14 protein-coding genes are annotated in these 12650 nt (G+C 60.7%); 11 read left to right on the forward strand and 3 right to left on the reverse strand.

Features of this window, described 5'->3' with window-relative positions; translation table 11 throughout:
• The 5 genes from PYH37_RS27830 to PYH37_RS27850 all read left to right on the forward strand — a co-directional run bounded on the left by PYH37_RS27830 (nt 1) and on the right by PYH37_RS27850 (nt 5172).
• The gene (locus PYH37_RS27830; RefSeq protein WP_280734702.1) at nt 1–867 is read left to right on the forward strand and encodes a carbohydrate ABC transporter permease; all 867 of its coding nucleotides are present in this window, start codon (nt 1–3) and stop codon (nt 865–867) included.
• A gap of 20 nt (nt 868–887) precedes the next feature.
• The gene (locus PYH37_RS27835; RefSeq protein ID WP_280734703.1) at nt 888–1709 is read left to right on the forward strand and encodes a carbohydrate ABC transporter permease; all 822 of its coding nucleotides are present in this window, start codon (nt 888–890) and stop codon (nt 1707–1709) included.
• A 12-nt stretch (nt 1710–1721) separates the two neighbouring features.
• On the forward strand, nt 1722–2003 hold the full coding sequence (locus tag PYH37_RS27840) for a DUF2160 domain-containing protein (RefSeq protein WP_280734704.1): 282 nt from the start codon (nt 1722–1724) through the stop codon (nt 2001–2003).
• Between the two features lie 79 nt (nt 2004–2082).
• Nucleotides 2083–3807: an ABC transporter substrate-binding protein gene (locus PYH37_RS27845; protein WP_280734705.1), complete on the forward strand. Its 1725-nt coding sequence runs from the start codon at nt 2083–2085 to the stop codon at nt 3805–3807.
• 447 nt (nt 3808–4254) lie between these two features.
• Nucleotides 4255–5172 carry a DMT family transporter gene (locus PYH37_RS27850; protein ID WP_280734706.1) on the forward strand — a complete coding sequence of 306 codons (918 nt, stop codon included), beginning with the start codon at nt 4255–4257 and terminating at the stop codon, nt 5170–5172.
• Nucleotides 5173–5176: 4 nt separating this feature from the next.
• On the opposite strand, the gene PYH37_RS27855 is transcribed toward PYH37_RS27850, so the two are convergent.
• Nucleotides 5177–5605 carry a Fur family transcriptional regulator gene (locus tag PYH37_RS27855; RefSeq protein ID WP_280734707.1) on the reverse strand — a complete coding sequence of 143 codons (429 nt, stop codon included), beginning with the start codon at nt 5603–5605 and terminating at the stop codon, nt 5177–5179.
• A gap of 134 nt (nt 5606–5739) precedes the next feature.
• Between PYH37_RS27855 and PYH37_RS27860 the strand changes: the two genes are divergently transcribed.
• From PYH37_RS27860 to PYH37_RS27880, 5 genes are all read left to right on the forward strand, one after another.
• Nucleotides 5740–6645, forward strand: a complete 906-nt coding sequence (locus tag PYH37_RS27860) for a metal ABC transporter substrate-binding protein (protein ID WP_280734708.1) — start codon at nt 5740–5742, stop codon at nt 6643–6645.
• Complete coding sequence (locus tag PYH37_RS27865) at nt 6642–7577, forward strand: manganese/iron ABC transporter ATP-binding protein (RefSeq protein ID WP_280734709.1); 936 nt, start codon at nt 6642–6644, stop codon at nt 7575–7577. The genes PYH37_RS27860 and PYH37_RS27865 overlap by 4 nt, the downstream gene beginning before the upstream one ends.
• The gene (locus tag PYH37_RS27870; RefSeq protein WP_280734710.1) at nt 7574–8434 is read left to right on the forward strand and encodes a metal ABC transporter permease; all 861 of its coding nucleotides are present in this window, start codon (nt 7574–7576) and stop codon (nt 8432–8434) included. The genes PYH37_RS27865 and PYH37_RS27870 overlap by 4 nt, the downstream gene beginning before the upstream one ends.
• Nucleotides 8431–9282: a metal ABC transporter permease gene (locus PYH37_RS27875; RefSeq protein WP_280734711.1), complete on the forward strand. Its 852-nt coding sequence runs from the start codon at nt 8431–8433 to the stop codon at nt 9280–9282. Before PYH37_RS27870 ends, PYH37_RS27875 begins: the two co-directional genes overlap by 4 nt.
• A 247-nt stretch (nt 9283–9529) precedes the next feature.
• Complete coding sequence (locus PYH37_RS27880) at nt 9530–10417, forward strand: DUF6030 family protein (RefSeq protein WP_280734713.1); 888 nt, start codon at nt 9530–9532, stop codon at nt 10415–10417.
• A 56-nt stretch (nt 10418–10473) separates the two neighbouring features.
• Here PYH37_RS27880 and PYH37_RS27885 read toward each other — a convergent pair whose 3' ends face one another.
• Nucleotides 10474–10905, reverse strand: coding sequence for an Lrp/AsnC family transcriptional regulator (locus PYH37_RS27885; RefSeq protein ID WP_280734714.1), 432 nt, complete (start codon nt 10903–10905; stop codon nt 10474–10476).
• A gap of 124 nt (nt 10906–11029) precedes the next feature.
• Here PYH37_RS27885 and PYH37_RS27890 point away from each other — a divergent pair, with 124 nt between their 5' ends.
• Nucleotides 11030–12133, forward strand: coding sequence for a saccharopine dehydrogenase family protein (locus PYH37_RS27890; protein ID WP_280735991.1), 1104 nt, complete (start codon nt 11030–11032; stop codon nt 12131–12133).
• Between the two features lie 183 nt (nt 12134–12316).
• On the opposite strand, the gene PYH37_RS27895 is transcribed toward PYH37_RS27890, so the two are convergent.
• Nucleotides 12317–12643 carry a hypothetical protein gene (locus PYH37_RS27895; RefSeq protein ID WP_280734715.1) on the reverse strand — a complete coding sequence of 109 codons (327 nt, stop codon included), beginning with the start codon at nt 12641–12643 and terminating at the stop codon, nt 12317–12319.
• Nucleotides 12644–12650: the final 7 nt, after the last annotated feature.

The raw sequence follows: 12650 nt of genomic DNA on the forward strand, positions 1-12650 counted from the left end.
ATGGAAAAGACCTGGAACAACAAGGCCTGGTTCATGGTCCTGCCAGTGCTGGTGCTCGTCGCCTTCTCTGCCGTGATCCCGCTGATGACCGTCGTCAACTATTCGGTGCAGGATACGTTCGGCAACAACGAGTTCTTCTGGGCCGGCACCGACTGGTTCCGGGAAGTGCTCGAATCCGACCGCTTCTGGGATGCTCTCGCCCGTAATCTGATCTTCTCGGCGATCATCCTGGCGATCGAAATCCCGCTCGGCATCCTCATCGCGCTCAACATGCCGAAAAAGGGCATCGGCGTGCCGATCTGCCTGGTGCTGATGGCACTGCCGCTCCTCATTCCGTGGAACGTCGTCGGCACCATCTGGCAGGTCTTCGGGCGCGTCGACATCGGCCTGCTCGGCCGCACGCTGGAATCGCTCGGCATCAACTACAACTACGTGCAGAACCCGATCGATGCCTGGGTGACACTGATCATCATGGACGTCTGGCACTGGACAAGCCTTGTCGTGCTGCTCTGCTATGCCGGCCTCGTCTCGATCCCTGACGCCTACTATCAGGCCGCCAAGATCGACGGTGCATCGCGCTGGTCCGTCTTCCGCTACATCCAGCTTCCGAAGATGAAGCGCGTGCTCCTGATCGCCTTCCTGCTGCGCTTCATGGACTCGTTCATGATCTACACGGAACCCTTCGTCGTCACCGGCGGCGGCCCTGGGAACTCGACCACCTTCCTATCGATCGACCTCGTCAAGATGGCCATCGGCCAGTTCGATCTCGGCCCGGCGGCAGCCCTCTCAATCATCTACTTCCTCATCATCCTGTTGCTCTCGTGGATCTTCTACACCGTGATGACCACCAGCGACGCTCAGGGCTGAGAAAGGAGGGAGGAGACATCATGAAAACGACACAACCGATTTCGCAGCGCCTCTCCTGGCTGGTACCGACGATCTACATCGTCTTCCTGCTGCTGCCGATCTACTGGCTCGTTAATATGAGCTTCAAGGAGACGAGCGAGATTCTCAGCACCTTTTCGCTGTGGCCGCAGAATCCCACGCTTCGCAACTACACGGTGATCTTCACCGATCCTTCTTGGTATAACGGCTACATCAACTCGATCACCTACGTGGTGTTGAACACGCTGATCTCGGTGACGGTGGCACTGCCGGCGGCCTATGCTTTCTCGCGGTACCGCTTCCTCGGCGACAAGCACCTGTTCTTCTGGCTGCTCACCAACCGGATGGCGCCGCCGGCGGTTTTCGCGCTGCCCTTCTTTCAGCTCTATTCCGCCTTCGGCCTGATCGACACGCATATTGCGGTGGCGATCGCACATTGCCTGTTCAACGTGCCGTTGGCTGTCTGGATCCTCGAAGGCTTCATGTCGGGGGTTCCGAAGGAGATCGACGAAACTGCCTATATCGACGGCTATTCCTTCCCGCGTTTCTTCGTGAAGATTTTCGTGCCGCTGATCGCTTCCGGCATCGGCGTCGCCGCTTTCTTCTGCTTCATGTTCTCGTGGGTCGAACTCTTGATCGCCCGCACGCTGACGACGACCGACGCCAAGCCCATCGCCGCGACGATGACCCGGACGGTCTCCGCCTCCGGTCTCGACTGGGGTGTGCTTGCGGCCGCCGGCGTCCTGACGATCATCCCCGGCGCGCTCGTGATCTATTTCGTCCGCAACTACATCGCCAAGGGCTTCGCCCTGGGCCGCGTCTGAGGAGGTTTCGTCATGAATTTTTCATGGATGGCATGGACGCTGCCGACGGCTTTGTTCTTCCTGTCGATCGCGCTGATGCTCGTCAGCATGGGGGTATGGGAATATTTCTCGCCGGGCGGCAATCCGCGCGTGGGCATTCTGCGCTTCGAGACGACGCGCGGCGACCGGCTCTTCGTCTCGCTGCTCGGAAGCGCATTCATTCACCTCGCCTGGTTGGGGCTCGTCGGCACGAATCTCTGGTGGGCGCTCGCGCTCTCGGTGATCTACGCCATCGGCGTCTTCCGCTACGTCTGAGGTACGGAATGAAGGACGCCGGCCGGCGTCCTTCGAAACTGCAATGGAACGCAATCGCAAAACCCAAAGGGAGGAAATTATGCGACGGCATCTTTTGACAACGACGGCAGTGATGCTGCTGGCTTTTACAGGAACGGCCTTCGCCGGCATGGAGGAGGCAAAGCAATTCCTGGACAAGGAAATCGGCGATCTCTCCTCTCTCGACCGCGCGTCCCAAGAAGCGGAAATGCAATGGTTTGTCGATGCGGCAAAGCCTTTTGCCGGCATGGAGATCAAGGTCGTTTCCGAAACGATCACCACGCATGAATATGAATCGAAGACCCTTGCCAAGGCCTTCTCCGACATCACCGGCATCAAGATCACGCATGACCTGATCGGCGAAGGCGACGTCGTCGAAAAGCTGCAGACGCAGATGCAGTCGGGCGAAAACGTCTATGACGCCTACATCAACGATAGCGACCTGATCGGCACCCATTGGCGCTATCAGCAGGCCCGCAATCTGACCGACTGGATGGCGAACGAAGGCAAGGACGTCACCAATCCAAACCTCGACATCGATGACTTCATCGGCAAGTCCTTCACCACCGCTCCGGACGGCAAGCTCTACCAGCTTCCCGACCAGCAGTTCGCCAACCTCTACTGGTTCCGCTACGACTGGTTCAACGACCCGAAGATCCAGGAAGAATTCAAGGCCAAGTACGGCTACGATCTCGGCGTTCCGGTCAACTGGTCTGCCTATGAGGACATCGCCGAGTTCTTCAACGGCCGCGAGATCGACGGCAAGAAGGTCTACGGCCACATGGACTACGGCAAGAAGGACCCGTCGCTTGGCTGGCGCTTCACCGACGCCTGGCTGTCGATGGCCGGCAACGGCGACAAGGGCATCCCGAACGGCCGCCCGGTCGACGAATGGGGCATCAAGGTGGACGAAAATTCTCGTCCGGTCGGTTCCTGCGTTGCACGCGGAGGTGATACCAACGGCCCGGCAGCGGTCTATTCGATCGAGAAGTACCTGACTTGGCTCAAGAGCTACGCGCCGCCGGAAGCTCAAGGGATGACCTTCTCCGAATCCGGTCCGGTGCCGGCTCAGGGCGCGATCGCCCAGCAGATGTTCTGGTACACGGCCTTCACCGCCGATATGGTCAAGGATGGTCTACCGGTCGTCAATGCCGACGGTACGCCGAAGTGGCGCATGGCGCCCTCACCGCATGGCGTCTACTGGAAGGATGGCATGAAGCTCGGCTATCAGGACGCCGGTTCCTGGACGCTCCTGAAGTCGACCCCGGACGATCGCGCCAAGGCCGCCTGGCTCTATGCGCAGTTCGTGACCTCAAAGACAATCGACGTGAAGAAGAGCCATGTCGGCCTCACCTTCATCCGCCAGTCGACACTCGATCATCCGAGCTTTACCGAGCGCGCACCGAAGCTCGGCGGTCTGATCGAGTTCTACCGCTCGCCGGCCCGCCTGCAGTGGTCGCCGACCGGCACGAACGTGCCTGACTATCCGAAGCTTGCTCAGCTCTGGTGGCAGGCGATCGGTGACGCTTCTTCCGGCGCCAAGACCGCGCAGGAAGCCATGGACTCGCTTTGCGCCGAGCAGGAGAAGGTGCTGCAGCGCCTCGAACGCGCCGGTATCCAGGGCGACATCGGTCCTCAACTCGCCGAAGAGCACGACCTCGAATACTGGAACGCGGAAGCCGTTAAGGCCGGCAACCTCGCTCCTCAGTTGAAGGTTGAGAACGAAAAAGAAAAGCCGGTCACCGTCAATTATGACGAACTGGTCAAGAGCTGGCAGACGAACTGAGCCTGACGTAAAAGCGCCGCCCGAAATGTCTCGGGCGGCGTAAGAATACGGGAGATGCGGCGCCGGGGCTGGAAACAGCCCCGGTTTTCTTGTGTCCATTTCTTGCTTGAGGCGTGCGGGCCGGGCGCCGTTCTTGGCAGCACGAGGTCGCCCATCTGATGGATGTGGAATTCGCCGCTCGACACCATATCGAGCACCCTGAAATTTTGCAGGAAACCCGGATCCGCAGTGCCGCCGTCTATCGCCGCACTGACACTTCGATCAAAGTCGAAGCATCTGCGTGTCCAAAGAGGTTAGAAGAACGCCATAGTCCAGATCACGATGATCTTAGGTCGGATCGACCTAAATCATGAACGTGACCGATTCTAATAAGTTAGCGCGGGATGCGGGCGGAAAACCGCGCACACTTTTCCTCATCCCGCGCCAGCCGAAAGGACCTGATCGACGATGGCCACGACGAAGACTAATTTCGCCTTCGAATTGCTGCTTCTTCTCACCCTTGCGACCCTCTGGGGCGCGTCCTACACCTTCATCAAAATCGGCGTCGAAACCATTCCGCCGATAACGCTCATCGCCGCCCGCACCCTGATTGCCGGGGCGATCCTTCTCGCCGTCATCGGATGGCGCGGTCTATCCTTGCCGCGCGACGCGGCCACGTGGCGGCGGTTCGTGTTGCAGGCCTGCCTCAACAGCGTTTTTCCCTTTACGATGATCGCCTGGGCCGAACGCACCATCGACGCCGGCGTCGCCGCGATCCTCAATTCGACCACGCCGATCTTCGCCTTCCTGCTGACGGCGCTGATCACTCGCCACGAGCCCTCCACTGCGCGCAGGTTTCTGGGCGTCGTTGCAGGTCTGACCGGAACGACCCTGATCATCGGCTTCGAGGCGCTTCGCGGTGTCTGCGAGCAACTCGTGCCGCAGATCGCGATCGTAATAGCAACCATCTGCTATGCGGGTGCTGCGATTTTCGGCAAGAGCTTCAAGGACCTGGATCCGATCATCCCGGCCGCCGGATCGCTGATCTCGGGCGCCATCTTGCTTATTCCGGCAAGCCTGATCATCGACCAGCCGTGGACGCTCACCCCTTCGCCACAATCGCTGATCGCGCTCCTCTGCCTGTCGGCGTTCTCGACAGCGCTCGCCTTCGCCATCTACTTCCGGCTGATCCAGACACTCGGTTCCGTCGGCGCAACCGCCCAGGCCTATGTACGCGTCCCCGTGGGCGTCGCGATCGGCGTTCTGTTTCTCGGCGAGACGCTGTCATCGACGGTCTGGGGCGGCCTCGTCTGTATCATCCTCGGTGTCGCGGCGATGACTATACCCGCGCGGCGTATCTTGCCGGCAGCTCTTGTAAAGGGCTGATCCGTCAATCCTTGCGCTTCCGGCAGTAGAGTTCCAGCCGGTGGCGTACCAGGTCGTAGCCGAGCTCGGCGGCGATTTCCGCCTGCAACTGTTCGATCTTGTCCGAGCGAAACTCGATCACCGCGCCGGTATCGATGTCGATCAGATGGTCGTGGTGCGGCGCATCGGCCGTCTCGAATCGGGCGGTTGCGCTCTCGAAGGCGTGACGCTGCACGACCCCTTGCTGCTCCAGCGCCGATAGTGTCCGGTAGACCGTCGACAGCGATACAGTCGCGTCGATTTCCTTCGCGCGCCGGTGCAATTCGCTCGCATCGGGATGATCTTCGGCTTCGGCCAGAATCTTCAGGATCGCCGCGCGCTGGCGGGTGACGCGCACGCCTCCATCGCGGAGCAGCCCCTCCAGTTCCTTGATCCGATTCTTGCTCTGTCTCATGCGGCGACACTAGCCAAGGGCGGCCGCTTTGAAAATAGCTAGTTGCGAATGGTTCTCATTTGCATTGACTTATGCAACTCATTCGCCTACCCATAGTGCCGGCTTAAACCGTGACGTGGTCAGAGGAGTGGTGAATGATCGATCGCACGAGGCGCATGATACTCGCGGCAGCAGCGGCAATGGCTGCCTCTTTCCTCGTTCCCGGCGCGGCGCAGGCGCAGGAAAAACTCAAGGCAGTCACCACCTTCACGGTCATTGCCGACATGGCGCGGAACGTCGCAGGCGATGCCGCAGTCGTCGAATCGATCACCAAGCCGGGAGCAGAGATCCACAACTATCAGCCGACTCCGCGCGACATTCTCAAGGCGCACGATGCGAAACTCATCTTCTGGAACGGCCTGAACCTCGAACTCTGGTTCGAAAAATTCTTCCAGAACTTCGACGACATTCCGGGTGTCATCGTATCCGAAGGCGTCGAGCCCATGGGCATTGCCGAGGGCCCCTATACGGGCAAACCGAACCCGCATGCCTGGATGTCGCCGTCGGCCGCCCTGATCTACGTCGATAACATTCGCGACGCTTTCGTCAAATTCGACCCGCAGAATGCGGAAATTTACAAGGCAAACGCCGAAGCCTACAAACGGAAGATCGAGGGGACGATCGCGCCTATCAGGGCGGAGCTCGACAAGATCCCGCCGGAAAGGCGCTGGCTGGTTTCGAGCGAGGGCGCCTTCAGCTATCTTGCCCGCGATTTCGGCATGAAGGAGCTTTATCTCTGGCCGATCAACGCCGACCAGCAGGGCACGCCGCAGCAGGTGCGCAAGGTGATTGATGCGGTGCGGGCCAACCACATTCCGGTGGTCTTTTCCGAGAGCACGATTTCGCCCGATCCGGCGAAGCAGGTGGCGCGTGAGACGGGTGCAAAATATGGCGGCGTGCTCTATGTCGATTCTCTAAGCGAGGCCGATGGCCCCGTGCCGACCTATATCGATCTTCTGCGCGTCACATCCGAAACGATCGCGAAAGGTCTATCGCAATGAACCTTCAGGTAAAGGCACGAGCCCGCGCTCAGCCGGCTCCGGCAGACCAGGGAAGCGGTATTCGCGTCAGCGACGCAACGGTGACCTACCGCAGCGGTCATCGGGCGCTGCGCGATGCCTCCTTCGAGATCCCGACCGGCACGATCACGGCTCTGGTCGGCGTCAACGGCAGCGGCAAATCGACACTGTTCAAAGCGATCATGGGCTTCGTCCGGCTGGCGAAGGGCGATATTTCGATCCTCGGCCTTTCTGTGTCGCAGGCGCTTAGGCAGAATCTCGTCGCCTACGTCCCGCAAGCGGAAGAAGTGGACTGGAATTTCCCGGTCCTCGTCGAGGATGTGGTGATGATGGGCCGTTACGGCCACATGAACATGCTCCGCACGCCGAAGAAGATCGATCATGAGGCGGTAGCGGCGGCATTGGCGCGGGTTGGCATGAGCGATTTCCGCAAGCGCCAGATCGGCGAGCTTTCCGGCGGGCAGAAAAAGCGGGTTTTTCTCGCCCGCGCCCTCGCGCAGGACGGCCGGGTCATCCTGTTGGATGAGCCCTTCACCGGCGTCGACGTGAAGACCGAGGACGCCATCATCCGCCTGCTGATCGGTCTTCGGGAGGAAGGACGGGTCATGCTCGTCTCCACCCATAACCTCGGCAGCGTACCGGAATTCTGCGACCGCGCCATACTGCTCAAGAACACCGTGCTTGCCTACGGTCCGACGGAAACCACCTTCACCCGCGACAATCTCGAGGTCGCCTTCGGCGGCGTGCTGCGGCACTTCGTGCTCGGCGGCGCGAACCTGCACGACGACGCCGATCCACGCCAGCTTTCCGTCATCAGCGACGACGAGCGCCCGCTCGTCATGTACGGCGCTCGAGACCGGATGGTGGCGCAACCGGCGAAGCCCGAAACGGAGCCGGAGGCGGACGAAGAATGATCGCCACGCTTAGCGAGCCGTTCACCTACGATTACATGCTGAACGCCATGTGGGTCAGCGCGCTCGTCGGCGCCGTCTGTGCCTTTCTGTCGGCTTATCTCATGCTCAAAGGCTGGTCGCTCATCGGCGACGCGCTCTCCCATTCGATCGTGCCCGGCGTTGCAGGCGCCTATATGCTCGGCCTTCCTTTTTCGCTCGGCGCTTTCTTTTCCGGCGCGCTAGCCGCCGCCGCCATGCTGTTCCTCAATCAGCGAACACGGCTGAAGGAGGATACGATCATCGGTCTCATCTTCACCTCCTTCTTCGGTCTCGGCCTTTTCATGGTGTCGCTGTCGCCGACCTCGGTGAACATCCAGACAATCGTGCTCGGCAATATCCTCGCCATCACGCCCGCCGACACGCTGCAGCTCGCGATCATCGGCATCGTCTCGCTGGCGATCCTCTGGGCGAAATGGAAAGACCTGATGGTGACGTTCTTCGACGAGAGCCACGCCCGCTCGATCGGCATCAACACAACCTTCCTGAAGGTGCTGTTCTTCACCCTGCTCTCGGCCTGCACGGTCGCCGCCCTGCAGACCGTCGGCGCATTCCTCGTGATCGCCATGGTCGTGACGCCCGGGGCAACCGCCTATCTGCTCACCGACCGTTTTCCGCGGCTGATTGTAATCAGCATCGTCATCGGGGCGCTGACGAGCTTCGTCGGCGCCTATTCGAGCTACTTCCTTGACGGCGCCACCGGCGGCATCATCATCGTTCTGCAGACGCTGATCTTCCTTCTCGCCTTTCTCCTCGCCCCAAAACACGGATTGCTCGCCGCCCGTCGCCGAGCGTCCGAGGCGCTGGAGGCGGCGCCATGATCTCGCTCGACATGCTGCTCGCCGTCTTCGAATTCGAGTTCATGCGCAATGCGCTCCTCATATCGGTTCTGGTCGCGGTCCCGACGGCGATGCTTTCCTGCTTTCTGGTGCTGAAGGGCTGGTCGCTGATGGGCGACGCGATCTCGCACGCGGTCTTCCCCGGCGTCGTGCTCTCCTACATCCTGGGCCTGCCGCTCGCGCTTGGCGCCTTTGTCGCCGGCATGTGCTGCGCGCTCTTCACCGGCTATCTCAAGGAGAACAGCCGCATCAAGCAGGACACTGTGATGGGCATCGTCTTTTCCGGCATGTTCGGCTTCGGCCTGGTGCTCTACACCAAGATCCAGAGCGATGTGCATCTCGACCATATCCTTTTTGGCGACATGCTCGGCATCGGCTGGGGCGATATTCTGGAGACGGGCGTTATCGCCCTGCTTGCGGCCGGCATTCTCGGCCTGAAATGGCGCGATCTGCTGCTGCATGCCTTCGACCCCGCCCAGGCGCGCGCCGTGGGCCTGCCAGTCGGATGGCTGCACTACGGCTTGCTCGCGATCCTGTCACTGACGATCGTCGGCGCGCTCAAAGCCGTGGGGCTGATCCTCGCCATCGCCATGCTGATCGCGCCCGGGGCAATTGCCTATCTCCTGACCCGAACGTTTGGCGCCATGCTGATCGCTGCAGTGGCGGTGGCCGTCATCGCCTCCTTCTCGGGCGTCTACCTCTCCTTCTTCATCGACAGCGCGCCGGCTCCGACCATCGTGATGCTCATGACCGCGATCTTCCTCATCGCCTTCGCCTATTCCATCTGGAAGGCGGCTCGCATGGAGGCGCGGCGGACGAGCGTCGACTAACGCAGTCGGGTGCGAAGCACAGCGAGGCGGATCTTCGGCCGATGCGGATCACCTGGAATCCCCTTCATTGCGGGCGATGCCTCCTCTGCATGTTTCCCTAAATCGGAACCGATTTAAGGATAAAAAACATGCAGCAATTCAAAGTGCTACAACGACCTTTGTGCGTCTGAAAAGACGCACGGCGCTGTTGGACGCCGATGCCATGATCACGTATTGTGCGCCGTCCAAGGCGGAGCAATGAGGCAACATGGAGAGAAAGCAGAAAGGCCGTTCCGGCATCGCTTTCTTCTTTGCCGCCGTCGGGCTGGTTTTCACTGCTATCCTGGCGACGGTGCTCCTCGCCAACGAGCAACGCAATCTAAAGCATCTCCTGGCCGCATTCGGGCTGCCGACGAGCTCGCTCGAAGCAGAGAAGCAACCCCAACCGATTCCCGAAGTTGCCAAGAAACTGCAACCGCCAACCACGCTCCTGCCGGCCCGCATATTCGACGATCTGCATACCCCGGAGCAGCAGTTTCTCCGCCAAATCCGCAGTGACCCCCGCGCGCTCTGCGAAGGCTTGCGCGAGGCGGGGTTTAGCGAGCTCGCGTGGAAGTCCGCCGAGAGCGGCAGATGGGAGTGCTCGTCCCTCGTTCCCTTTGCCCGCCCAGACGAGGAGAAGAGTTCCTCCATTTTCATCTTCGTCAAAGGCAGCGGCGAGGATGAGATCACGTCGTTCCGGGTGAAGCTGAACATCGAGCACGCCGAAGACACCCAGGCGGTCACAAGCGCCGCGGCCACGGCGGCTTCGGTCTTCCTCACCCAGGTCCGCTGGGCGGATAGGGAGAGCATCGCCTTGAAGATCCAGGCGCTGCACGAGTTCGATCTCAAGCGCTTCGGCAGTCGCATCCAGTTCAAGCAGGAGTCGGGCGACACGCCCCGCTACAATTTCCTCGCCAATCAGGCGGCGCGGACGAGACCGAAGAGCATCGCGGAACTCTATTTCGATCGCGCGAAATGGCTGACGCCCGGCGATGGCTCGATGGCTTCTTTCGTTCGTGGGCCGGACGCTTGGAATGAGCCGTCCAGTTCGTCCGGAGAACGACAGGAAGCGACCTCCGATCACCGGGCGGATGAGCGATCCAAGCGCCGATAGAGCGGGCTGAGGAAAAGTCTGCACGGTTTTCCGCCCGATCTAAAAGACGCGGGAGCTCAGCGGTCTATGCGCGTCGAAAGGATGATCGACGACAAGGTTTTTTCGACACCTTCGATTTCGCCGATACGATCGATCAGCAGGTCGAGTTCGCTGATGGAGGCCGCCGCCACGATCGCGATCAGGTCGAAACTGCCGCTGACCGAATGCAGTGTGCGGATCTCGCGGATCGCACTGAGTTCAGGGGTGACCCGGCTCAGAGCCCGCGACGCAATCGTGATCAGCACATGCGCCTTCACCAGGCCCCTCTCGTAGCTTTCCGAAAGGCGCACGCCGTAGCCCGCGATGACGCCCTCCCGCTCCAGTCGTTCAATGCGCGCCTGCACCGTCGTGCGCGAGAGGCCGAGCCGGCGCGCAATCGTTGCCGTCGGCATGCGGGCGTTTTCGCTCAGGATGGCGAGGAGCTCGCGGTCTTTGTCCGTCACCTGCATATCGTCGATCCGCTTCGGCGAAATGCCGAATATTGGCCAGCGATTTAGCCATTTTCGCGCTTCAAATCAACCTGCCGCCGCAGGACAATGAGCAATGAAGAAGCTCATACTCCGGGGGAAAAGAATGAAGGACATCGTCGTTATCGGCGCCGGCAAGATCGGTTCGACCATCGCGCGAATGCTGGCGCATTCCGGCGATTATCGCGTCTGCGTCGCCGATCGCAGCGCCGAGCAGTTGCGCCAGATCGAAGAGCACGACGCCATCTCGACCGCCACCGTCGACATTGCCGACAAAAAGACTCTTGTCACTCTGCTTGCCGGCAAATTCGCGGTTTTGAGCGCCGCGCCATTCCAGCTCACGGTTGCCATTGCCGAAGCCGCCGCAGACGCCGGGATTCACTATCTCGACCTGACGGAGGACGTCGAATCGACCCGCCTGGTCAAGGCGATCGGCGCTAAGGCGAAGACCGCTTTCATTCCGCAATGCGGCCTTGCACCCGGCTTCATCTCGATCGTTGCCAATGACCTTGCTAAGCGCTTCGACACCCTTGAGAGCGTGCGCATGCGCGTGGGCGCCCTGCCGCAATATCCGTCGAACGCGCTCAACTATAATCTCACCTGGAGCACGGACGGCGTCATCAACGAATATATCGAACCCTGCGAAGCGATCGTCGAAGGTTCGCTGATCGAAGTGCCGGCGATGGAAGAGCGCGAAGAATTCTCGCTCGACGGCGTCACCTATGAAGCATTCAATACGTCCGGCGGTCTCGGGACGCTCTGCGAAACGCTCAAGGGCAAGGTCCGGACGCTGAACTATAAGACGATTCGCTATCCCGGCCACGCCGCGATCTTCAAGGCGCTCCTCAACGACCTCGGCCTGCGCCACCGCCGTGAGGTGCTGAAGGACATTCTTGAGAACGCGCTGCCGACCACGACGCAGGACGTCGTCGTCGTCTTCGTGACCGTCTCCGGCTTCCGCGATGGCCGGCTCATCCAGGAGACCTACGCAAACAAGGTCTATAGCGGCGTGGTCGCCGGGCGCATGCACAGCGGCATTCAGATCACCACCGCAGGTAGCATCTGCGCCGTTCTCGATCTGCTTGCCGATGGCAATATCCCGACGAACGGCTTCGTCCGCCAGGAGGATATCGCCCTCGATACCTTCCTCGCCAACCGCTTCGGCCACTACTACGCCCCGAAGACCGAACTGGAGCGCGCCGCAAGCTGAGCTTTGGCGACCGCTTAAAGAGACCGAAATGCCCGGACAGCATCCCGGGCATTTTATTTTCCGGACAGAATGGCAACGCTCCGCCGGGACAAGCGCGACGGCCGCTTGCAAAGCTGTGTCTCCATCTCGCCGCCAAAACGGTGACGACCTTGGAGTCATAGCGGGCGAAAGCTAGCCGTCCGCTTACACGATACTTCTCTCCATCTTCTGCCCTCGGCTGGAGACCAGCTTCAGCCATGGCGCCGAATGGAAGGCGGCCATGAGCAAGTACATCGGAACCATTCCGTTCAGCGGTGAAGCATCTTGCGTCGAAGAGCAGATCATATCGGCACCACCTGTAGCGGCCGTCAGCAGCGCCATGATCGCGAATGTCGGCGCGGCAGCGAGGGATAGCCAATCAGCTATGCCTCGCGCTGCCGCACTGGCAGCTCCGGCACTGGCACCACCGGCAACGGCAGATCCATCGCCGGCAGTCGACCTTCCATTCGGGCGGTCTGAGTGGAGTGGCATCGGAACC

It is taken from the genome of Sinorhizobium numidicum, assembly GCF_029892045.1.
GTDB classification, from domain to species: Bacteria; Pseudomonadota; Alphaproteobacteria; order Rhizobiales; family Rhizobiaceae; genus Sinorhizobium; species Sinorhizobium numidicum.